Genomic DNA, 20,137 nt, shown 5'->3' with positions numbered 1-20,137 from the left:
AGGATGACCGAGCAGCCGAAGTGGAGCTTCCTAAAGCAACCGTTAGGAGCTAAAGCGCGAGACCCCATGCAAGATGAGTTTTTCCAAGACCAATCCATCGAGGGGATTGAACATGCGCTAATTCGCGAGACAATCCAAAACTCTTTAGATGCTCGCCTAGGTAAAGCTCCGGTCAGGGTAGTCCTTTCATTGGGTAAACTTGCGGCTCAGGAAACCAGCTTCTGGTTCTGTAAAGACGTACAGGCCCACTTTTCGGCAAAAGAGATCCGCCTATCTAGCTTGCCAAATTGGGAAGCGGAAGATTGCGCATACCTTGCCATAGAAGATTTCGGTACCAAGGGGCTGGAGGGAGAAATTGACTCAGCGTCTCCCGAGACCGGGGGGAACTTCTATCATTTCTTCAGGGCTGAGGGTGTATCCAACAAGAAAGACGGGGATCGTGGGAGCTGGGGCGTCGGGAAAATAGTAATTCCACGCTCGAGCCGTATTCGCTCTTTTTTTGCTGTTACTCGCCGCGCATCTGAACCTGGGCTGCATCTCATGGGTCAGTCCATTCTGCGCCACCACGAAGTAAATGGGACTCGATACACTCCTGATGGATGGTTTAGCCGTCATGAAGGGGAACTACAAACCCCATTTACCAGCGACTCCGTTACCAATCGCTTGAAAAAGGACTTCAGACTTACCCGAGAGAATGAGCCTGGCTTAGGCGTAGTGATTCCTTGGGTATATGAAAAATACTTGACAATTGATCGCTTAGCAGCCGTCATTGCTCGAGAGTACTTCATCCCAATCCTCGAGGGTGACTTAGTAGTCGAGCTGCGAGATAACGACAACGACAACTTTGTCCGCTTTGACTCAAGCAGCTATGAGGCACTTAAACAATCGGCACCTGGAGATGAACAATTTCAAGACTCTATTCAGCTTGCTTGCAACCTGTTACGCCTGAATGAGACAACGCCACTGGAGGTGACCGTTACTCATGAATCTGGCTCGGAGCAAATGGACTATGACTGGGCAAGCTATAAGACCAATCTCCTTCCCCAAGACATAGAGTCTGCATTGGACCATGGTCGAATAGTGCATTTCAAAGTACCAATGACGATCTCGCGATCCCAGAATAGCTCTTCCAATGCCACATTTGACGTCCTAATAATGAAAAAGTCTGGGCGACACTACCCTGTGTACGTCCGAGATGGGTTGATCATTCCTAATCAGCCAACCCGAAGGAAAACACCAGAGACATCCTCGCTAATACATGTATCGAGAAATGCAATTGCCGATGCGCTCAGACGTTCAGAGTGCCCAGCTCACACGGACTGGAAAGCATCTCGCGACAAATTCAGAGAGCAAAACTATAAATCATCTAACAAACTGATTCCTTTTGTCCGCGAGAGCGCACACAGGCTACTGGAAAAACTCTCAATCGAAAATGGTACGCCAGATCACAGCCTGTTAGCTGAACTACTTCCTTTACCCTCGGATGAAGGCTCACTACAGCCAGAAGCCAGTGAACGATCAAGCAATCGGAAAAAAGAAAATAAGAAGGAGTCATCTCAAGAGGAGCACAATATACCAGCTCCGAAACCTAGATCTTGGAGCCTTAGAAAAACTGAAGATGAAGTACACTTGACCGGCAACCCCGACGGTTTTGTTAACCCAGATGGCTATAGATTCGAAATTCATGCCGCCTACGACCTGTATGGCCGCAACCCATTCAAAGCTCACTCGAAATATGATTTCGATTTATTTCAAGCGGCCCAAAAAGGCATTGACAAAAACAGCAAATTTCAAGTAACAGCTGAAAACGTTACGATCGAGCACGGCAGCGCAGGGAGTTTAGTAGTTGTAGCTAAAACCCCAGAATTCAAGATTATTTTTCGATCGGCAGATTTGAACCGTGACCTAGTAATGAAAATAAAATCGACCTCCCCGGAAAATTCCGCAGAGGAAGGTGAGGAGGAAGTAGAATGAGTCGACGTTTCAACTTCACCGGTCGTGAAAAAATCCTTAAAGAGGATGTGAGAATCAGCATAAACTTCGATGGATGCTCTTCAATCTGCAATGTCCACCTATGGTTAGGTGAGTATGACATAAGGCCCGACGCATCCGTGATTGTCGAGGCACAGCGTGGTAGAGTAATCCGTCTGCGACACAGCTGGGGTCATGCTGGGCAAGCCTTTACCGAAGAAGGCGCCAGCTCTAACTTCGACATTTCAGCTATGGGCGACCCTGACGATATTCGTTTCCGGATCCTTGTTGTCGACCCGGACTCTTGCCAGCTTCTCGCCACAGCCGAAGGGGTTGATACCACAGATCGGGAAGATAGCAATACACCTCAGCGCTCGCTGCTACCAATAATTATGCAAGACTTGAGCGGGGGGATCTGGGAGTTAGAAATGGGAGAAATCCCAACACTGCTACTAGACACCAGTCTTGGATCAAAGAACGACTTAAAGTCAAGCCCAGTACTACACGCCATTCTACCAGGAGTGATCCGGGCAATCTTAATAAACTTAGCTCACGAGCAAGAAGGATCAGCCGATGACGAGGAAGACCTTAGTACCTGGCTGAGTTTGGGAAAAAGATGGGCCGGATATATTCCACCAAGTAACAGCACCCATCAAGAGATAGACGACTGGGCTCAAAAAGCCACAATAGCCTTCTGTAGAGAAAAGAAACTTCGCAACCGTCTCGCAAACTTCATAAATCAGGAGGATTAAAATGGAAACGTTACAGTTGTTAGCTTTGACTCCACAAGGCATTGATCAAATGCGCATTTGGTTGGACCAAATTCGTCAGACACCTAATACCCCTATCCCTCAGCAGCTACTGATGAGTTCGACTTTCAACGAACTTAGGGGGAGTCCAATACCAGCAGATCTTTTTGCCTCCGAGGCCTTCGAGACAAAACTGCAGTTGGCGAAAGCGATCGACCGAGCAATCAAAGCAGCCGGTCTAAAAGAGGAATCTCTCGAAACCGACCAAGGTTTTTGGAGTTGGTTAACTTTACGATTTGCCCATAAATTTATCGGAACGAAAGGCCAGATTGGCGAGCATGCTTTATGGATCTTTGAACCGGGAAATTGGCGAAAAGTATATCGTCAAAAAATGGCGCCTCTTTGGTTAGCCTATCGAGCCCACCGAGATGACCCTGACCGTTTAAAAGCTGTGCTTGGGACCCCTGTAAACAAAACAGGTGAAGTTTTTGAGCAGATGATGTCTAGACAGTGGATTGTTCTCAGCCCTGGGATTATGACTTTAGTAACCAAGCTTTACTTTGATGAAGAACAAGGCGCACTGAAGAAAGGTAGTGGCGGTAAAGGGGCAGGAGCTCCTAGACGCCTATCCACAGTCCTTGATCAGCTTGCGCTGACTTACGACATTGAAGATTTGAGCTGGGATGCACTCGCACAAATGCTTCCAAATGACTTCAGGAAATTTGTTCCCCTTTCAGCATAAAACTAGTCCGAGGTTCGCTCGATCAAAAGATCTCAAAACAAAAAAGCCCAGTCGTCACCGACTGGGCCTCTTTGTTAAATAATGGTCGGGACGGAGTGATTCGAACACTCGACCCCTTGCACCCCATGCAAGTGCGCTACCGGGCTGCGCTACGCCCCGACTGGGCTTGAAGCATGTTCTCGTTGTTGCTGAGAACGTTGAAGAATGTACCCTAACCTTTTGAATTATGGAAGCATTTTTTCCAAAAATTCCAACCACCCGGTTTCAGGCTATTTCTTCAACACCACCAAAACATCCTCCAACTCGACAATCATCTGCCGAATCAGCTGCTTGTACTGGGTAGTGTCATCCTTGGCTTCATCGCCGGAGAGGCGCAGGCGCGCCCCGCCGATGGTGAAGCCCTGGTCGTACAGCAGCGCGCGGATCTGGCGGATCATCAGCACGTCCTGGCGCTGATAGTACCGCCGGTTGCCGCGGCGCTTGACCGGGTTGAGTTGCGGGAACTCCTGCTCCCAGTAGCGCAGCACATGCGGTTTTACCGCACAAAGCTCGCTCACTTCACCAATGGTGAAGTACCGTTTGCCTGGGATCGGCGGAAGCTCGTCGTTATGACTTGGTTCCAGCATAGGCCTCAACTCGGGCTTTCAACTTTTGCCCCGGACGAAAGGTGACGACTCGACGCGCCGTGATCGGGATTTCTTCCCCGGTCTTGGGGTTGCGGCCCGGCCGCTGGCGCTTGTCACGCAGGTCGAAATTGCCGAAACCGGACAATTTGACCTGCTCGTTGTCTTCAAGAGCGTGCCTGATTTCCTCAAAAAACAGCTCGACCAATTCCTTGGCCTCGCGTTTGTTCAGGCCCAGCTCCTCGTACAGCCGTTCGGCCATCTCAGCTTTCGTCAGAGCACCCATACGCTATTTCCTTAACGTGGTGTTCAACCTTTGTTCGAGCGAGGTGAGGATGTTTTGTGTCGCGGTGTTCACCTCTTCGTCATTAAGAGTGCGCGATGGATGCTGCCAGGTCAAGCCGACTGCCAGGCTTTTTCTATCAGGATCAATGCCTTTACCCTGGTAAACGTCAAACAGTCTGAGGTCTGTCAGCCATTCACCTGCATTGTCACGAATTACTTCAAGCACCGAACTCGAAGCTACATCACGTCCTGCGACTAAGGCCAGGTCACGACGTACTTCCGGGAATTTCGACAGTTCGCTGAACTTCGGCAGGCGGCCTTCGACCACTTCGCCCAGGACCAGTTCGAAGACGTAGACCGGACGGTCCAGGCCCAGGGTCTTGGCCAGTTCCGGGTGGATGGCGCCCAGGTAGCCGACTTCGCGGCCGTCACGCTCGATGCGCGCGGTCTGGCCCGGGTGCAGCGCCGGGTGTTTGCCTGGGACGAAGGTGAATTCGGCCAGGGAGCCGGCGTAGCCCAGTACGGCTTCAACGTCGGCTTTGGCGTCGAAGAAGTCGATGCCGTCACGGCCGTTGGCCCAGCCTTCCGGCAGGCGGCTGCCGCAGACGACGCCGGCGAGCATAGGCTGTTGCTTGAGGTCGCCCAGTTGGCCGACGAAGCGCAGGCCGCTTTCGAACAGGCGCACGCGGTCTTGCTGGCGGTTGAGGTTGTGTTGCAGCGCCTTGACCAGGCCCGGCCACAGCGAGGCACGCATGGCGGCCATGTCGTTGGAGATCGGGTTGGCCAGCAGCAGCGGCTCGATGCCCGGGCTGAACAGTTCGAACAATTTCGGATCGATGAAGCTGTAGGTGATGGCTTCCTGGTAACCACGGGCGACCAGCAGGCGACGCAGCTCCGGCAGCTCGCCACGGGCTTCGGCCTTGGCCTGCGGGGCCAGGCGCGCTTGCGGGTAACGGACCGGCAGGCGGTTGTAGCCGTACAGGCGGGCCAGTTCTTCGATCAGGTCGACTTCCAGGCTGATGTCGAAGCGATGGCTTGGTACTTCGACCTGCCACTGGCCTTCACCGGCGGTGGTTTTCAGGCCCAGGCCGTTGAGCAGTTGCTCGACTTCGGCGCTGGCCATTTCCATGCCCAGCATCTGGGTCAGGCGCTCGGCACGCAGGGTGATCGGCGCGACGTTCGGCAGGTCGGCTTCGCTCGACACGTCGATGATCGGGCCGGCTTCGCCGCCGACGATTTCCAGCAGCAGGCCAGTGGCGCGCTCCATGGCTTCGCGGGCCAGCTGCGAGTCGACGCCACGCTCGTAGCGGTGCGAGGCATCGGTGTGCAGACCGTAGGAACGGGCTTTACCGGCAACCGAAATCGGCTCGAAGAAGGCGCTTTCGAGGAACAGGTCGCGGGTGGTGGCGGACACGCCGCTGTGCTCACCACCCATCACGCCGGCAATGGCCAGGGCGCGGCTGTGGTCGGCGATGACCAGGGTGTCGGGACGCAGGGTGACTTCCTGGCCGTCGAGCAGTACGAGCTTCTCGCCCTCCTCGGCCATGCGCACGCGGATGCCGCCGTTGATTTCGGCGAGGTCGAAGGCGTGCATCGGCTGACCCAGCTCGAGCATCACGTAGTTGGTGATGTCGACGGCAGCGTCGATGCTGCGCACGTCGGAGCGACGCAGGCGCTCGACCATCCACAGCGGGGTCGGGCGCGACAGGTCGACGTTGCGGATGACGCGGCCCAGGTAACGTGGGCACGCCGCCGGGGCCGAGACTTCGACCGAACGCACTTCGTCATGGGCGGCAGCAACGGCCGGCACGGTCACGCGGGTGACCGGGGCGTCGTACAGGGCGCCGACGTCACGGGCAAGGCCTGCAATGGACAGGCAGTCGCCGCGGTTCGGGGTCAGGCCGATCTCGATGCTGGCGTCGTCCAGCTCCAGGTAGGTGCGGATGTCTTCGCCCACCGGAGCGTCGGCGGCCAGTTCCAGCAGGCCGTCGTTTTCTTCGCTGATCTGCAGCTCTGCAGCCGAGCACAGCATGCCGTTGGACTCAACGCCACGCAGTTTGGCTTTCTTGATCTTGAAGTCGCCCGGCAGTTCGGCGCCGATCATGGCGAACGGGATCTTCAGGCCAGGGCGCACGTTGGGCGCGCCGCACACGACCTGGAAGGTCTCGCTGCCGTTGCTGACCTGGCACACGCGCAGTTTGTCGGCATCAGGGTGCTGTTCGGTGCTCAGCACCTCACCGACGACGATGCCGCTGAATTGACCGGCGGCCGGGGTGACGCTGTCGACTTCGAGGCCGGCCATGGACAGACGAGCGACCAGCTCGTCACGGTTTGCCTGCGGGTTGACCCAACCGCGCAGCCACTTTTCACTGAATTTCATGCTGTTCTCCTGAAAGATGCGTTACGGGTGCGGACCTAGCGAAACTGCGCGAGGAACCGCAAGTCGTTGTCGAAGAACAGACGTAAATCGTTGACGCCATAGCGCAACATGGCCAGGCGCTCGGCGCCCATGCCGAAGGCGAAGCCCTGGTATTCCTCAGGGTCGATGCCGGACATGCGCAGCACGTTCGGGTGAACCATGCCGCAGCCCATGACTTCCAGCCAGCCGGTCTGCTTGCACACGCGGCAGCCTTTGCCGCTGCACATCACGCACTGGATGTCGACTTCAGCCGAAGGTTCGGTGAAGGGGAAGAAGGACGGACGGAAACGCACCGCCAGTTCCTTTTCGAAGAACACCCGCAGGAATTCTTCGATGGTGCCTTTGAGGTCGGCGAAATTGATCCCACGATCGATCAGCAGGCCTTCGACCTGGTGGAACATCGGCGAGTGGGTGATATCCGAGTCGCAGCGGTAGACGCGGCCCGGGCAGACAATGCGGATCGGCGGCTGGCTGGACTCCATGGTCCGCACCTGCACCGGCGAGGTGTGGGTACGCAGCAGCATGTTGGCATTGAAATAGAAAGTGTCGTGCATTGCCCGGGCCGGGTGGTGGCCGGGAATGTTGAGCGCTTCGAAGTTGTGGTAGTCGTCTTCGACCTCAGGGCCTTCGGCGATGCCGTAGCCGATGTGGGTGAAGAACTGTTCGATGCGTTCCAGGGTGCGGGTGATCGGGTGCAGGCCACCGGTCGTCTGGCCACGGCCTGGCAGGGTCACATCAATGCATTCGGCGGCCAGGCGAGCGCTGAGCTCGGCTTCTTCGAAAGCCGCCTTGCGTGCGTTGAGCACCTCGGTGACGCGTTCCTTGGCGTCGTTGATCAGCGCGCCAACCTTTGGCCGCTCGTCGGCAGGCAGGTTGCCCAGGGTCTTCATCACCTGGGTCAGTTCGCCCTTCTTGCCAAGGAATTGAACCCGGATCTGTTCCAGGGCATTGATGTCTTCAGCGCGCTCCACGGCCTCCAGGGCTTGAGAGACCAGCGCATCCAGGTTTTCCATGTACAGACTCCAGATACGAAATAGGGGAAGAGCTTACAGGCTCTTCCCCTATCGATGACGTTTAACATTCGCTGCCGCGAACGGCAGCGAATGATTGTCGCGGGTACTTAAGCCAGGACGGCTTTAGCTTTCTCGACAATCGCAGCAAACGCCGCTTTTTCGTTCACTGCCAGATCAGCCAGAACTTTACGGTCGATTTCGATCGACGCTTTTTTCAGGCCAGCGATCAGGCGGCTGTAGGACAGACCGTTGATACGCGCACCAGCGTTGATACGAGCGATCCACAGAGCGCGGAACTGACGTTTTTTCTGGCGACGGTCGCGGTAGGCGTATTGGCCTGCCTTGATGACCGCTTGCTTGGCAACACGGAATACGCGCGAGCGTGCGCCGTAGTAGCCTTTAGCCAGTTTCAGAATTTTCTTGTGACGCTTACGAGCGATGACGCCACGCTTTACACGAGCCATGAGTAACTTCCTCTATCTTTGACCGAAATTAACGTACGCGCAGCATGCGCTCGACTTTTGCAACGTCAGACGGGTGCAGCAGGCTGCTACCACGCAGTTGACGCTTACGCTTGGTCGACATTTTGGTCAGGATGTGGCTCTTGAAAGCGTGCTTGTGCTTGAAGCCCGAAGCGGTTTTCAAGAAACGCTTCGCTGCACCGCTTTTGGTTTTCATTTTTGGCATGTTCGGATACTCCGCATTCAGTGGATAAACATAACCGCAAGGCCTGCCGTGCCCTGGTGGTTATTTCTTTTTCTTGGGGGCGATGACCATCATAAGCTGGCGTCCTTCCATCTTCGGATGCTGCTCAACGGTGCCGTATTCGGCGAGGTCAGCTTCAACCCGCTTCAACAGCTCCATGCCCAGCTCCTGGTGAGCCATCTCACGGCCACGGAATCTCAGAGAGATCTTGGCCTTGTCCCCATCACTAAGGAAACGTACCAGGTTGCGTAGTTTTACCTGGTAATCCCCTTCCTCCGTCCCTGGACGAAACTTGATTTCTTTAATCTGGATCTGCTTCTGGTTCTTCTTGGCTTCGTTAGCCTGCTTCTTCTTCTCGAAGAGGTGCTTGCCGTAGTCCATGACCTTGCAGACGGGCGGTACCGCGTCTGCAGAGATCTCTACCAGATCCAGCTTCGCTTCTTCAGCGATACGAAGCGCTTCATCAATCGAGACGATGCCAATCTGCTCGCCGTCAGCGCCAATTAACCGAACCTCGCGTGCCGAGATATTCTCGTTGATCGGGGCTTTCGGTGCAGTTCGTTTATCGTTTCTCATTTCACGCTTAATGGTAATTACTCCGATTCTTGGCGACCACGCCGGGAAACCGACTGCGCAAGGAAGTCCGCGAACTGGGCGACCGGCATCGAGCCAAGGTCTGCGCCTTCTCGGGTACGTACGGCGACGGTTTGCGTTTCGACCTCACGGTCCCCTATAACCAAAAGGTAAGGGACCTTGAGCAAGGTATGCTCGCGGATTTTAAAGCCGATCTTCTCATTTCTCAAGTCGGACTTGGCACGGAATCCGCTTTCGTTGAGAGTTTTTTCAACCTCAAGGGCGAATTCGGCCTGTTTGTCGGTGATATTCATCACCACCGCCTGGGTTGGCGCCAGCCAGGCCGGGAATGCACCTTCGTAGTGCTCGATCAGGATTCCGACGAAACGCTCGAACGAACCGAGGATGGCACGGTGCAGCATCACCGGATGCTTGCGGCCGTTGTCTTCGGAGACGAACTCGGCGCCCAGGCGGATCGGCAGGTTGAAGTCCAGCTGCAGGGTACCGCACTGCCAGACGCGGCCCAGGCAGTCCTTGAGCGAGAACTCGATCTTCGGACCGTAGAAGGCGCCCTCGCCCGGTTGCAGGTCGTACGGCAGGCCGGCGCTGTCGAGCGCGGCAGCCAGGGCGGCTTCGGCGCGATCCCACAGCTCATCGGAACCCACGCGCTTTTCAGGGCGGGTGGACAGCTTCATTTCGATGTCCTTGAAGCCGAAGTCGGCGTAGACATCCATGGTCAGCTTGATGAAGGCAGCGGATTCGGACTGCATCTGCTCTTCGGTGCAGAAGATGTGCGCGTCGTCCTGGGTGAAACCACGCACGCGCATGATGCCGTGCAGGGCACCGGACGGCTCGTTACGGTGGCAGGCACCGAACTCGGCCAGGCGCAGCGGCAGCTCGCGGTAGCTCTTCAGGCCCTGGTTGAACACCTGCACGTGGCACGGGCAGTTCATCGGCTTGATGGCGTAGTCGCGGTTTTCCGACTGGGTGGTGAACATGTTGTCGGCGTAGTTGGCCCAGTGGCCAGACTTTTCCCACAGCGAACGGTCGACAACCTGAGGCGTCTTGATCTCGAGGTAGCCGTTCTCGCGCTGGACCTTACGCATGTACTGTTCCAGTACCTGGTACAGGGTCCAGCCGTTGGGGTGCCAGAACACCATGCCCGGCGCTTCTTCCTGGAGGTGGAACAGGCCCAGGCGCTTGCCGATCTTGCGGTGGTCGCGCTTTTCCGCTTCTTCGATGCGCTGGATGTAGGCAGCCAGCTGCTTCTTGTCGGCCCAGGCGGTGCCGTAGACGCGCTGCAGCTGCTCGTTCTTGGCATCGCCGCGCCAGTAGGCGCCGGACAGCTTGGTCAGCTTGAACGACTTGAGGAAACGGGTGTTCGGCACGTGCGGACCGCGGCACATGTCGACGTATTCTTCGTGGTAGTACAGGCCCATGGCCTGTTCATCCGGCATGTCCTCGACCAGGCGCAGCTTGTAGTCTTCGCCACGGGCCTTGAACACTTCGATCACCTCGGCGCGCGGGGTGACTTTCTTGATGACATCGTAATCGGTGTCGATCAGCTGCTGCATGCGCTGCTCGATCGCCGCCATGTCGTCCGGGGTGAAAGGACGCTCGTAGGCGATGTCGTAATAGAAGCCTTCGTCGATGACCGGACCGATGACCATTTTCGCGGTCGGGTACAGCTGCTTGACCGCGTGGCCGACCAGGTGGGCGCACGAGTGACGGATGATCTCCAGCCCCTCTTCGTCCTTGGGCGTGATGATTTGCAGGCGAGCGTCGTGCTCGATCAGGTCGCAAGCGTCGACCAGCTTGCCGTCGACCTTGCCGGCCAGGGTGGCCTTGGCGAGGCCCGCACCAATGGATGCGGCGACTTCGGCTACGGATACGGCCTTGTCGAACGTACGTTGACTGCCATCGGGAAGAGTAATAACGGGCATGGCGCCTCCTCTCCTAGTGGTGACCCCTACCAAAGGTCACGTGGGTTGGGATGAGCCAGTACGCGATCCGTCCCTGTCTTTGCCGATGCAAAGCCTGCCTCACAGTGACAGAAGCCCGGGGGCCTGCCAGGGAACGAACCAGAGTGACTGGAGTAAGAAAATTGGGAGATGCGCGCAACAGACGGGCTGGCGGCGATTCCGAGCTGAGCATGCTAGCACAAAGCTTTGCGGCGATTGCGGGGAACTTGAATGGAAATTTTCCGCTCAGACTTTCTGAAGCGACCTACGCTTGAGAGACCTAACCCCAAGGAGTGTCTGGTTATGCGACTTCAGCCCCTTCTGGCCCTGGCGGCCGCCTCTGCCCTGCTGCTGCCATTGGGCGCCCATGCCGGGAAGCTGCCCGCCGGTTACCTCGAGGCCTGTGTTGCCAATGCCCAGCAATTGAACAAGGCCATGACCACGGACCAGGCGACAAAGCATTGCGATTGCGCCGGCAAGGCCATCGAGAACAATTTCAGCGACGCACAAATTGCCGACCTGGACAGCCGGGATGGCGTCGATGCCGGTGTCATGCGGCGCGCAGAGGAGGCAGTGAAAAAATCCTGCCCCCCGGCAACCCCGAAAAAATAGGCCTTTGGGCCAATAATCTCGCGCTAATTTGCTCCAGATCAGCAATCTGCGCAGGTAAAAGGGGCTACAAGCCCATATTTAGACTATGATGGTCGGCGTGCACCCTGTTGGCCTCGGCAACACCGCACTACTGAAAATCATGTTTCCTGGAGATACACCCATGTCTAATCGCCAAACCGGCACCGTAAAATGGTTCAACGATGAGAAAGGCTTCGGCTTCATCACTCCACAAGGTGGCGGCGACGACCTGTTCGTTCACTTCAAGGCTATCGAAACCGACGGTTTCAAAAGCCTGAAGGAAGGCCAGACCGTTTCCTTCGTTGCCGAGAAAGGCCAGAAGGGCATGCAGGCTGCACAAGTTCGTCCAGAGTAATCTGAGCGAATAAAAAAACCCGTCCATGTGACGGGTTTTTTTGTGCCTGAATGTGGGAGCGGGCTTGCCCCGCGATGCGATGGGACTGACAAACCGCAATCGCGGGGCAAGCCCGCTCCTACAGCAAGCCCGCCCCGTAGGCGAGATCTCAGCCGCAGTTGACGCCAGTAACCACACCCTGGGCATTGGTGTTGAGGTTCAGGCGCTCGGAGCGGTACTCCAGGGTCATGACATCATTCGGCCCAACGGCGCGGGCCAGCTGCGAGCCGCTGGCCTTGCGGGCCTGCTCGACCAGCGCCGGCGACACCTGCTTGCCCACGGCAAACCCGGCACCGCTGGCCTGGCAACGGCCGTCGGTATTGGCAGCCACAGGGTCAGACGCCTTCGACGACGTGCCGCCCGTGCTGCAGCCGCTCAGCACGGCGACCGCCAACAGGCCCATCAATGATGCACGAAACATGAATCCTCCTTTGAATACGGGAATGCTGCCCGTTGGACAGCTTCGCTGGTTTTTCGTTGCAAAACCCGTCAAGTCTGCCTGAGCCAGCGCCCCCAGGTAAAAATGCAATCGTCACGGGATTTTGCACGGCTCAGTACAGGTCGATGTAGTCGCTCGACGGTTTTGGCCAGTTGCGTTGCAGGACGCTAAACACCTGCTGCACCCAGCGCTCGTCGGCCGCGGCCTGCTCGCCGACGCAGCCCGAGCCTGCCGCCCAGGTTTCCAGACGAAAGGCCAGGCCGTCCAGTTCGCGGCCACCCACCACCTGGGACAGCCAGGCAATGCCGCCACGGCTGACCCGCAGCTGGTTGTGCACGGCATTGTTGCCGGTGGCCAGCAGGCTGCGCACAGCCTCGAGGGTGAACTGTTCAGGGTTGTTCAGATCGATTTGCACGGCTAGGTTCCGACCCGCTGAAAACCATTAGTTTGCCACGCCCCCTGCCCTTATGCCTAAAGTCGCAGTGCCGCGGCAGGCGCCGGCATGATTTACTGCACACTTGGGGCGTCGTGCAGCCAGGCCGCGCCCTTCAAACGCCAGGACCCGGCATTTGAACCCATTGCGCGCGCAGCATTCATCCGGACGAGTTCATGACAAGCTACACCATCGATGCCGACATCAAGGTCAAATGGCCGGACGGCCAGAGCGCCTACAGCCCCGGCAGCGCCGAAGAACTGATGCTGATAGCCGTCGACCTGCTGGTCAAGGACCTGGGTAACGAGGCTGCACGCAGTTTTGTCGCGCAGGTTTTCGAACACCACTTGCGCACTACATCAGACGCGCAAGCCGCGCACTGAGCAGGTCGAAAAAGCCCTGGGCGTCGGCACGGGCGATCCAGGTCACGTTGGCAGGCTGCTGCAAGGCGCCATGCCAGTCGGCAATGCTCTGGCCGAAGGTCGGGCCTTCACGGCTGTCTACCTGCAGGTAGATTCGTCGGCCTTCGAACAGCTGCGGCCTGAGCAGCCAGGCAATCACGCAGGCGTCATGCACCGGCCCGCCCGGCAGGTCGTAGCGCGTCATGTCGGCCTTGATATAAGCCTCGAGAATCGCGACCACCCGCTGGCTGGCCGAATTGTTCAGCGCCCTGAGCTGCGCCAGCCGGGCTTCGCTGGTCAGCACCTGGTGGGTGGCATCCAGCGGCAGGTAGGTGAGCCTGACACCACTGCCCATCACCACCTCGGCCGCATGGGGATCGGCGAACAGGTTGAATTCGGCCACCGGGGTGATATTGCCGCCATTGAAATGGGCACCGCCCATCACCACCACCTCCTTGATGCCCCTGACGATCTCCGGCGCCTGGAGCAAGGCCAGGGCCAGGTTGGTCTGCGGGCCGAGCATGGCCAGGGTGATGCTGTGGGGCTCGGCGCTGCCCAGGGTGTCGATCAGGTAGCGCACGGCGCTGCCTTCGGCCAGGCCCTTGCGCGGCTCGTACACCTCGACACCCGGCAGCCCCTCGTCGCCATGGATGTCTTGCGCGTAGACGGGCGAGCGTTGCAACGGCGCAGGCGCGCCGGCGTACACCGGAATCTCCTCGCGACCACCCCATTCCCGCGCCAGCCGGGCATTGCGCGCCGCCTTGTCGAGGCTGACGTTGCCGGCCACGGTGGTGATGGCGCGAATGTTCAGCTCATTGGGCGAAGCCATGGCCAGCAGCAAGGCCACCACATCGTCGGCACCGGGGTCGGTGTCGATGATCAGGTCGATGGGCGCCACCTAGAAGGTGACCCCGGCGACCAGGGCGATATTACTGTAAGGCTTGCACTCGCCGGTGCGCACCACGGCGCGGGCATTGGCACACAGTTGCTTGAAGCCTGCGTGCCCCATGACCTGGCGAGTGCCTATCTGGCCCAGGGCATGGCTTTGCTCGATGGCGTCGAGCGCCGGTGGCGCGGCCTTGAAGATTTCATCGGCCAGCACATGGCTTTCCACCTGCATCTCGCTGAGCACCGCCCGCAGGGTGCTGGCAAAGTCGGGAATGCCCGCGGTCAAGGCCAGGTCGATCAGCTCGACACCCGGCGGCACCGGCAGGCCGGCATCGCCGATCACCAGGATGTCGCCATGCCCCAGGGAGGCCACGACCCGCGACAGGGCGATGTTGAGCAGGGGCGTCTTTTTCATGGCTGCACCTCGAACAGGTAAGGGATGGACGGCTGGGCGCCGGCACGGGTGACCGACAAGGCGGCGGCGCGCTGGCCGAAGGCGATCGCCTCGCCCTCCTCCACGCCCCGCGCCAGGGCGGCGGCGAAGCCACCGACAAAGGTGTCGCCCGCCGCCGTGGTGTCCAGCGGCTGCACCACCGGCGCCGGAAAGTGCCGCACGCCCTGGGCGCTGGCAAACAAAGCACCCTGGGCACCGAGGGTGACGATCACATTCTGCACCCCCAGGCTGCGCAATTGCTCGGCGGCGACCTCGGCGCTGGCCAGGTCGCTCACCGCTACGCCCGTCAGCGCCTGGGCTTCGCTTTCGTTGGGAATCAGGTAGTCGATAGCAGCATACCAGTCCTGGGGCAAGGGGCCGGTGCAAGGTGCGGGATTGAGGATCACCGTTTTGCCCAAAGCTCGGCCACGCGCCAGGGTGTAGGCGACAGTGGCCAGCGGCACTTCCAATTGGCAGATGATCACCTCGGCGCGCTTGAGCAAGGCATCGAAGGCCTGCACCGACTCGGGCAGCAACTGGCCATTGCCGCCGGGAATGATGACGATGGAATTCTGGCTGCTGGCATCCACCACGATCAGCGCCAGGCCGCTGGACACGCCGGTACATACCGCCACGCCCTGGCAGTCGATGCCTTCATCGAGCAGGGCCTGGCGCAACTGCTGGCCGTAGGCGTCGTCACCGACATTGCCGATCATCGCCACCGACGCGCCCAGGCGCGCCACCGCCACCGCCTGGTTGGCACCCTTGCCGCCCGGCACCGTGGCAAAGGACTCGCCCGCCAGGGTCTCGCCGGCACGCGGCAAGCGTGGGGCGCGGGCCACCAGGTCCATGTTCAGGCTTCCTACCACCACTACCTTGGCTTGCATGTTCGGCTCGCTCTCAGCGGTAATCGTTGAACAGGTCGGGGCGCGGCGCGGTGGACTCGCGCAGCACGATCTTCGGCGCGACGATGCGCTGCTCCGGGGCACCGCGCAGCGGCTGGGCGATGCGCGACAGCAACAGGGCCGCAGCGCTCTCGCCCAGCTCGCGGATCGACTGGCCGACCGTGGTCAGCGCCGGGAACACATAGCGGCTGAGCTGGATATCGTCGAAGCCGATCACCGACAGCTCGTTGGGCACGCAGATATTGCGCTCGGCGGCGGCGCGCAGCACGCCGATGCCGATCATGTCGTTGCCGGCGAAAATCGCCGTCGGCCGCTGGCCTTCCAGCAGCGGCACGGCAGCGGCATAACCGCCCAGGCTGGTAAAGTCGCTGCTGACGATACGGTCGTCAGCCACCGTCACCCCGGCCTCGGCCAGGGCACGCCGGAAACCGGCCAGGCGCAGTTGTGCGGTGCTGGTAGTGGCCGGCCCGCCGATGCAGGCAATGTCGCGATGGCCCAGCTCCAGCAGGTGACGGGTAGCCAGGTAGGCGCCCTGCTCATGGTCGATGCTCACCAGGTCCGCCTCCACCCCTTCCAGGGCACGGTCGACGATGACCATGGGGGTGCGCACGCTGGCCAGGCTCTGCAGCAGGTCGCTATCTTCGCCCACCGAGGCGACGATCAGGCCGTCGATGCGCTTTTCCAGCAGCACGCGCAGGTAGCTGCGCTGCTTTTGCGGGTTGTCGTCGGAGTTGCAGAGGATCACGCAGTAGCCGTTGCGCTCGCAGCCGTCCTCGATGCCCCGGGCAAGCTCCGCGAAGTACGGGTTGACCGCATTGGGCACCAGCAGGCCGATGGTGGCGGTGCTGCGCGCCTTGAGCGAACGGGCCACGGCGCTGGGCACGTAGTCGAGCTCGGCGATGGCCGCCTCGACCTTCAGGCGCACCTGCTCGCTGACCGGGCGGGTCTTGTTCAGTACATGGGACACGGTGGTATAGGAGATACCTGCCAGTGCCGCGACATCTTTGATGGTTGCCATTGTTCAGTTCCGCCGACTTGCGCGTCGGCTACGGTAGGTGTCGAGAACCACGGCGATCACGATGACCGCCCCGGTGATAATGCGTTTGGTCGGTTCCGAGGCGCCGATCTGCGCCAGGCCCGCGGCCAGCACCGAGATGATCAGTACGCCGAAGAAGGTGCTGATCACCGAACCGCGCCCGCCCATCAGGCTGGTGCCGCCGATGACCACGGCGGCGATGACCTGCAGTTCCAGGCCGGCCCCGGCGTTGGGGTCGGCCGCCTCCAGGCGGGAAATCTGGAACAGTGCGGCCAGCCCCGCGAGCAGGCCCATCAGGGCGAACACCAGGATCTTGTACGGACGCGGGTCGATGCCGGCCAGCCGCACCGCCTCTTCATTGGTGCCGATGCCGATCAGGTAGCGGCCGAATACCGTGCGGGTCAGCACCAGCTGGGCGAGGATGATCACCAGCAAGGCAATCAGGAACGACGGCGACACGCCGAAGGCCACCGGGTTGGACAGCCAGGCGAAGGCGTCGCCGATGTAGGCGGTGCGCGAGTCGGTCAACTGGTAGGCCAGGCCCCGGGCCATTTCCAGCACGCCGAGGGAGACGATGAACGACGGAATCCGCCAGGCCACAGTGATAGCGCCGGTGATGCTGCCGGCCAGCGCTGCCACGCCCATGCCCAGCAAGGCCGCCGGCAGCACGCTCCAGCCCCAGCCGAGGATCGCCACGCTGACCGCCGAGGCCGCCAGGGCCAGCACCGAGCCCACCGACAGGTCGATGCCGCCGATGATCAAAACGAAGGTCATGCCCACCGCCAGCACCATCAGGTCGGGAATCTGGTTGGCCAGGGTGCTGAAGGTGGCGTAGGACAAAAAGTGACTGCTGAGCAGCGAGAACAGCACGATCATCGCCAGCAAGGCGCCGGCCAGGCCCAGGTAGCTGCCCAGGCCATAGTAGGTGCCGCCGCGCTTGGCGCTCGGGGCGCCGGTGTCCAGTGGAGTGGTTTTCATGGGGTGGTCCTGATTGCTGCTTCATGCAGCAACGCATCACGTTTCTGATAGCCGGCGAAGGCCGCGGCCAGTAGTTGGTCCTGGGTCCAATGATCGCGCGCGAAGGTGTCGATCAGGCGCCCGGCGCTGAGCACGCCGATGCGGTCGCAGATCAGCATCAGCTCGCGCAGGTCGCTGGACACCACCACGATCGCCTTGCCCTGGCGCGCGAGGTCGGCCAGCAGGCCGTAGATGTCGAACTTGGCACCGACATCGATGCCACGGGTCGGCTCGTCGAACAGCAGTACCGTACAGTCGCGCTCCAGCCAGCGGCCAATCACCACCTTCTGCTGGTTGCCGCCGGACAGCTCGCCGACCACCTGCTCGGGGCCGGCGCTGCGAATGCGCATGGCGCCGATCTGCCGCTGCGCCAATTCGCGCTCGGCACTGCTGTCGACCACGCCGGCACGGGAGATCGCCGGCAGGTTGCCCAGGGCGATGTTGGCGCTGATCGACTGCGACAGCAGCAGGCCTTCGCCCTTGCGGTCTTCGGTGATCAGGGCGATGCCTTCGCGCACGGCGGTGACAGGTGAGTCGATGCGTACCGAACGCAGCGGGTTGCCCAGTTCGATGCTGCCGCTGTCGGCACGGTCGGCACCGTAGATCAGGCGCAGCAGCTCGGTGCGCCCGGCGCCGATCAGGCCGGAGATACCGAAGATCTCGCCGCTGCGCACTTCGAAAGATACGTCCCGCACCTTGTCGCCACGGCTCAGGCCGTTGACCTTGAGCATCGGCGCGCCGATCTGGCGCTGGCCCAGGTCGATGTGCTCGGCAAGCTCGCGGCCGACCATCAGGTTGACCAGTTGCGCGCTGTCGTAGCGGGCCATGGGCTCGACGCACACCAGCTTGCCGTCGCGCAGCACGGCGATGCGCTGGGCGATGCGCTTGAGCTCTTCCAGGCGATGGGAGATATAGACGATGGCCACGCCGCGCTGCTTGAGGCGCTCGATCTGGTCAAACAGCAGTTCGACCTCCCGCGCCGTGAGCATGGCCGTGGGCTCGTCGAAGATCAGCACATGGCAGTCGCCGATCAGGTTGCGGGCAATCTCCACCATCTGCTGGTGGCCGATGCCCAGCTCCCCCACCGGGGTGTCCGGGTCGATGGCCTCCAGGCCAACCCGGGCCATGGCCGCCTGGGCCAGTTGGCGCAGGCGCTTGCGGCTGATCCAGCCGCCACGGCTGGGCAGGTTGTCGAGAAACAGGTTCTCGGCCACGGTCAGGGTCGGCAGCAGGTTGAGCTCCTGCATGACCATGCGCACCCCCTGGCGCTCGGCGGCGGCGCGGCTGCCGGGGTGGTAAGGCTGGCCCTGGTAGCGCATCTGCCCGACAGTGGGCTGTTCGAGGCCACCGATGATCTTCGACAGGGTGCTCTTGCCCGCGCCGTTCTCGCCGGTCAGGGCCAGCACTTCACCGCGATAGAGGCTCAGCTCGATATCGCCCAGCACCGGCTGGGCGTAGGTCTTGCCGATCGCGCTGACTGAAAGTACGACATCTGCCGTCGCTGACATTGCCTGCTCTCCTGGCGCCCGCACTTGCGCAGGCGCACACGCTGCGCCTATCAGGGCTTGGTGACCAGTTCGACCGGGGTCTGGATGACGTTGTCGGCGTCCACTTCAGGCTTTTCGCCCTTGAGCACCTTGAGCGCCGCCTGGATGCCGAACACCGCCTGTTTGGCAGCGTACTGATCGGCGGTGGCGAGCACGCGACCGTCCTTGAGCATCGGCTTGATGGCATTGATGTTGTCGTAGCCGACCACCTGCACCTGGCCGGCCTTGCCCGCCGCCCGCACCGCCGACACCGCGCCCAGGGCCATGCTGTCGTTGCCGGCCAGCAGCGCCTTGAGATCCGGGTGGGCATTGAGCATGGCCGCGGCCACGGCATTGCCTTTGGCAATTTCCCAGTCGCCGGACTGCACCGAGACCACCTTCATTTGCGCAGCTTCCATCGCGTCCTTGAAGCCGGCGGTGCGCTGCTGGGCGTTGGTGGTGGTGGACACGCCCTCGATGATGCCGACCTGGTCACCGGCCTTGAGCTTCTCCTTGGCCAGGTAGTCACCGACCAGGCGCGCGCCCTTGCGGTTGTCGGGGCCTACGAAGGGCACGCTGAGGTTCTTGCTCTTGAGGACTTCAGGGTCCAGGCGGTTGTCGATATTGACCACGGTGATCCCGGCATCCACGGCCTTCTTCACCACCGGTACCAGGGCCTTGGAATCCGCCGGGGCGATGACCAGGGCGTCGACCTTGGCGACGATCATCTGCTCGACGATGCGGATCTGGTTACCCGCGTCGGTCTCGTCCTTGATGCCGTTGGAAACCAGCTCGAAGTCGTTGGCGTGTTCTTTCTGGTAGGCCTTGGCGCCGTCTTCCATGGTCAGGAAGAATTCGTTGGCGAGGGATTTCATCACCAGGGCGACCTTGGGCTTTTCATCGGCCTGGGCCTGGGACAAGGGCATGGCGAGGGACAGCGAAGACAGAATGGCGACGGCCAGTAGGCGTCCTGCGAACGGCAACTTCATGGGTT

The 20,137-nt window shown here is 60.2% G+C and carries 23 protein-coding genes and 1 tRNA gene; 6 read left to right on the top strand and 18 right to left on the bottom strand.

The window, feature by feature from the left end; translation table 11 throughout:
- The first annotated feature begins 66 nt into the window (after positions 1 to 66).
- Genes M2D63_RS17825 through M2D63_RS17815 form a run of 3 tightly spaced genes read left to right on the top strand, consistent with a single transcriptional unit; the run spans position 67 to position 3,462 of the window.
- Positions 67 to 1,974 carry a hypothetical protein gene (locus M2D63_RS17825; RefSeq protein WP_285864264.1) on the top strand — a complete coding sequence of 636 codons (1,908 nt, stop codon included), beginning with the start codon at positions 67 to 69 and terminating at the stop codon, positions 1,972 to 1,974.
- Entirely contained in the window at positions 1,971 to 2,723 is a 753-nt protein-coding gene (locus M2D63_RS17820) for a hypothetical protein (protein ID WP_285864262.1), read from the top strand. Before M2D63_RS17825 ends, M2D63_RS17820 begins: the two co-directional genes overlap by 4 nt.
- Position 2,724: 1 nt before the next feature.
- Positions 2,725 to 3,462, top strand: a complete 738-nt coding sequence (locus tag M2D63_RS17815; protein WP_285864261.1) for a hypothetical protein — start codon at positions 2,725 to 2,727, stop codon at positions 3,460 to 3,462.
- 82 nt (positions 3,463 to 3,544) lie between these two features.
- On the opposite strand, the gene M2D63_RS17810 is transcribed toward M2D63_RS17815, so the two are convergent.
- The 9 genes from M2D63_RS17810 to thrS form a co-directional block, all read right to left on the bottom strand.
- A tRNA-Pro gene (locus tag M2D63_RS17810) sits at positions 3,545 to 3,621 on the bottom strand.
- Positions 3,622 to 3,731: 110 nt separating this feature from the next.
- Complete coding sequence (locus M2D63_RS17805) at positions 3,732 to 4,088, bottom strand: MerR family transcriptional regulator (protein WP_010222411.1); 357 nt, start codon at positions 4,086 to 4,088, stop codon at positions 3,732 to 3,734.
- The gene (gene ihfA / locus M2D63_RS17800) at positions 4,069 to 4,371 is read right to left on the bottom strand and encodes an integration host factor subunit alpha (RefSeq protein ID WP_002553164.1); all 303 of its coding nucleotides are present in this window, start codon (positions 4,369 to 4,371) and stop codon (positions 4,069 to 4,071) included. Before ihfA ends, M2D63_RS17805 begins: the two co-directional genes overlap by 20 nt.
- Before the next feature lie 3 nt (positions 4,372 to 4,374).
- Positions 4,375 to 6,750, bottom strand: coding sequence for a phenylalanine--tRNA ligase subunit beta (gene pheT, locus M2D63_RS17795; protein WP_285864260.1), 2,376 nt, complete (start codon positions 6,748 to 6,750; stop codon positions 4,375 to 4,377).
- A 35-nt stretch (positions 6,751 to 6,785) separates the two neighbouring features.
- The gene (gene pheS, locus M2D63_RS17790; protein ID WP_285864259.1) at positions 6,786 to 7,802 is read right to left on the bottom strand and encodes a phenylalanine--tRNA ligase subunit alpha; all 1,017 of its coding nucleotides are present in this window, start codon (positions 7,800 to 7,802) and stop codon (positions 6,786 to 6,788) included.
- A gap of 107 nt (positions 7,803 to 7,909) precedes the next feature.
- On the bottom strand, positions 7,910 to 8,266 hold the full coding sequence (gene rplT, locus M2D63_RS17785; RefSeq protein WP_095159233.1) for a 50S ribosomal protein L20: 357 nt from the start codon (positions 8,264 to 8,266) through the stop codon (positions 7,910 to 7,912).
- Between the two features lie 28 nt (positions 8,267 to 8,294).
- The gene (gene rpmI, locus M2D63_RS17780) at positions 8,295 to 8,489 is read right to left on the bottom strand and encodes a 50S ribosomal protein L35 (protein WP_009394045.1); all 195 of its coding nucleotides are present in this window, start codon (positions 8,487 to 8,489) and stop codon (positions 8,295 to 8,297) included.
- A 60-nt stretch (positions 8,490 to 8,549) separates the two neighbouring features.
- The gene (infC, locus tag M2D63_RS17775) at positions 8,550 to 9,101 is read right to left on the bottom strand and encodes a translation initiation factor IF-3 (RefSeq protein ID WP_285864321.1); all 552 of its coding nucleotides are present in this window, start codon (positions 9,099 to 9,101) and stop codon (positions 8,550 to 8,552) included.
- The gene (thrS, locus tag M2D63_RS17770; RefSeq protein WP_285864257.1) at positions 9,101 to 11,023 is read right to left on the bottom strand and encodes a threonine--tRNA ligase; all 1,923 of its coding nucleotides are present in this window, start codon (positions 11,021 to 11,023) and stop codon (positions 9,101 to 9,103) included. The genes infC and thrS overlap by 1 nt, the downstream gene beginning before the upstream one ends.
- A gap of 321 nt (positions 11,024 to 11,344) precedes the next feature.
- Between thrS and M2D63_RS17765 the strand changes: the two genes are divergently transcribed.
- Together M2D63_RS17765 and M2D63_RS17760 are read left to right on the top strand one after the other, a co-directional pair.
- The gene (locus M2D63_RS17765) at positions 11,345 to 11,653 is read left to right on the top strand and encodes a hypothetical protein (protein WP_285864319.1); all 309 of its coding nucleotides are present in this window, start codon (positions 11,345 to 11,347) and stop codon (positions 11,651 to 11,653) included.
- A 160-nt stretch (positions 11,654 to 11,813) separates the two neighbouring features.
- Entirely contained in the window at positions 11,814 to 12,026 is a 213-nt protein-coding gene (locus M2D63_RS17760; protein WP_007956027.1) for a cold-shock protein, read from the top strand.
- Between the two features lie 148 nt (positions 12,027 to 12,174).
- On the opposite strand, the gene M2D63_RS17755 is transcribed toward M2D63_RS17760, so the two are convergent.
- Together M2D63_RS17755 and M2D63_RS17750 are read right to left on the bottom strand one after the other, a co-directional pair.
- Positions 12,175 to 12,486 (bottom strand): I78 family peptidase inhibitor, encoded by a 312-nt coding sequence (locus M2D63_RS17755; RefSeq protein ID WP_285864256.1) that lies wholly within the window; start codon positions 12,484 to 12,486, stop codon positions 12,175 to 12,177.
- Positions 12,487 to 12,616: 130 nt separating this feature from the next.
- On the bottom strand, positions 12,617 to 12,919 hold the full coding sequence (locus M2D63_RS17750) for a hypothetical protein (protein WP_285864255.1): 303 nt from the start codon (positions 12,917 to 12,919) through the stop codon (positions 12,617 to 12,619).
- A gap of 194 nt (positions 12,920 to 13,113) precedes the next feature.
- Between M2D63_RS17750 and M2D63_RS17745 the strand changes: the two genes are divergently transcribed.
- Positions 13,114 to 13,320 carry a hypothetical protein gene (locus tag M2D63_RS17745; RefSeq protein WP_285864254.1) on the top strand — a complete coding sequence of 69 codons (207 nt, stop codon included), beginning with the start codon at positions 13,114 to 13,116 and terminating at the stop codon, positions 13,318 to 13,320.
- On the opposite strand, the gene M2D63_RS17740 is transcribed toward M2D63_RS17745, so the two are convergent.
- From M2D63_RS17740 to M2D63_RS17710, 7 genes are read right to left on the bottom strand one after another with little or no spacing between them, the layout of a single operon-like run.
- Positions 13,292 to 14,236 carry a nucleoside hydrolase gene (locus M2D63_RS17740; protein WP_285864253.1) on the bottom strand — a complete coding sequence of 315 codons (945 nt, stop codon included), beginning with the start codon at positions 14,234 to 14,236 and terminating at the stop codon, positions 13,292 to 13,294. The genes M2D63_RS17745 and M2D63_RS17740 overlap by 29 nt on opposite strands.
- The gene (gene rbsD, locus M2D63_RS17735) at positions 14,237 to 14,641 is read right to left on the bottom strand and encodes a D-ribose pyranase (RefSeq protein WP_285864252.1); all 405 of its coding nucleotides are present in this window, start codon (positions 14,639 to 14,641) and stop codon (positions 14,237 to 14,239) included.
- The gene (rbsK, locus tag M2D63_RS17730; RefSeq protein WP_285864251.1) at positions 14,638 to 15,546 is read right to left on the bottom strand and encodes a ribokinase; all 909 of its coding nucleotides are present in this window, start codon (positions 15,544 to 15,546) and stop codon (positions 14,638 to 14,640) included. Before rbsK ends, rbsD begins: the two co-directional genes overlap by 4 nt.
- 13 nt (positions 15,547 to 15,559) lie before the next feature.
- A complete protein-coding gene (locus M2D63_RS17725) occupies positions 15,560 to 16,582 on the bottom strand; it encodes a LacI family DNA-binding transcriptional regulator (protein WP_285864250.1) in 1,023 nt (340 codons plus the stop codon).
- A 3-nt stretch (positions 16,583 to 16,585) separates the two neighbouring features.
- Entirely contained in the window at positions 16,586 to 17,578 is a 993-nt protein-coding gene (locus tag M2D63_RS17720; RefSeq protein ID WP_285864249.1) for an ABC transporter permease, read from the bottom strand.
- A complete protein-coding gene (locus tag M2D63_RS17715) occupies positions 17,575 to 19,125 on the bottom strand; it encodes a sugar ABC transporter ATP-binding protein (protein WP_285864248.1) in 1,551 nt (516 codons plus the stop codon). Before M2D63_RS17715 ends, M2D63_RS17720 begins: the two co-directional genes overlap by 4 nt.
- A gap of 50 nt (positions 19,126 to 19,175) precedes the next feature.
- The gene (locus M2D63_RS17710; protein ID WP_285864247.1) at positions 19,176 to 20,132 is read right to left on the bottom strand and encodes a sugar ABC transporter substrate-binding protein; all 957 of its coding nucleotides are present in this window, start codon (positions 20,130 to 20,132) and stop codon (positions 19,176 to 19,178) included.
- Between the last annotated feature and the right edge of the window lie 5 nt (positions 20,133 to 20,137).

Source organism: Pseudomonas sp. BJa5 (genome assembly GCF_030272875.2).
In the GTDB taxonomy this organism is placed as follows: Bacteria; Pseudomonadota; Gammaproteobacteria; order Pseudomonadales; family Pseudomonadaceae; genus Aquipseudomonas.
The sequence above is the reverse complement of the archived record's forward strand: the minus strand, read 5'-3'. Positions and strand labels throughout refer to the sequence as shown.

Coding starts and splice junctions, on each gene's coding strand:
- rbsK (WP_285864251.1), bottom strand. CDS start 15,546: ATGCAAGCCAAGGTAGTGGTGGTAGGAAGCCTGAACATGGACCTGGTG.
- rpmI (WP_009394045.1), bottom strand. CDS start 8,489: ATGCCAAAAATGAAAACCAAAAGCGGTGCAGCGAAGCGTTTCTTGAAA.
- M2D63_RS17710 (WP_285864247.1), bottom strand. CDS start 20,132: ATGAAGTTGCCGTTCGCAGGACGCCTACTGGCCGTCGCCATTCTGTCT.
- pheT (WP_285864260.1), bottom strand. CDS start 6,750: ATGAAATTCAGTGAAAAGTGGCTGCGCGGTTGGGTCAACCCGCAGGCA.
- pheS (WP_285864259.1), bottom strand. CDS start 7,802: ATGGAAAACCTGGATGCGCTGGTCTCTCAAGCCCTGGAGGCCGTGGAG.
- M2D63_RS17745 (WP_285864254.1), top strand. CDS start 13,114: ATGACAAGCTACACCATCGATGCCGACATCAAGGTCAAATGGCCGGAC.
- M2D63_RS17720 (WP_285864249.1), bottom strand. CDS start 17,578: ATGAAAACCACTCCACTGGACACCGGCGCCCCGAGCGCCAAGCGCGGC.
- M2D63_RS17765 (WP_285864319.1), top strand. CDS start 11,345: ATGCGACTTCAGCCCCTTCTGGCCCTGGCGGCCGCCTCTGCCCTGCTG.
- M2D63_RS17825 (WP_285864264.1), top strand. CDS start 67: ATGCAAGATGAGTTTTTCCAAGACCAATCCATCGAGGGGATTGAACAT.
- rbsD (WP_285864252.1), bottom strand. CDS start 14,641: ATGAAAAAGACGCCCCTGCTCAACATCGCCCTGTCGCGGGTCGTGGCC.
- rplT (WP_095159233.1), bottom strand. CDS start 8,266: ATGGCTCGTGTAAAGCGTGGCGTCATCGCTCGTAAGCGTCACAAGAAA.
- ihfA (WP_002553164.1), bottom strand. CDS start 4,371: ATGGGTGCTCTGACGAAAGCTGAGATGGCCGAACGGCTGTACGAGGAG.
- M2D63_RS17815 (WP_285864261.1), top strand. CDS start 2,725: ATGGAAACGTTACAGTTGTTAGCTTTGACTCCACAAGGCATTGATCAA.
- thrS (WP_285864257.1), bottom strand. CDS start 11,023: ATGCCCGTTATTACTCTTCCCGATGGCAGTCAACGTACGTTCGACAAG.
- M2D63_RS17715 (WP_285864248.1), bottom strand. CDS start 19,125: ATGTCAGCGACGGCAGATGTCGTACTTTCAGTCAGCGCGATCGGCAAG.
- M2D63_RS17760 (WP_007956027.1), top strand. CDS start 11,814: ATGTCTAATCGCCAAACCGGCACCGTAAAATGGTTCAACGATGAGAAA.
- M2D63_RS17725 (WP_285864250.1), bottom strand. CDS start 16,582: ATGGCAACCATCAAAGATGTCGCGGCACTGGCAGGTATCTCCTATACC.
- M2D63_RS17820 (WP_285864262.1), top strand. CDS start 1,971: ATGAGTCGACGTTTCAACTTCACCGGTCGTGAAAAAATCCTTAAAGAG.
- M2D63_RS17805 (WP_010222411.1), bottom strand. CDS start 4,088: ATGCTGGAACCAAGTCATAACGACGAGCTTCCGCCGATCCCAGGCAAA.
- M2D63_RS17755 (WP_285864256.1), bottom strand. CDS start 12,486: ATGTTTCGTGCATCATTGATGGGCCTGTTGGCGGTCGCCGTGCTGAGC.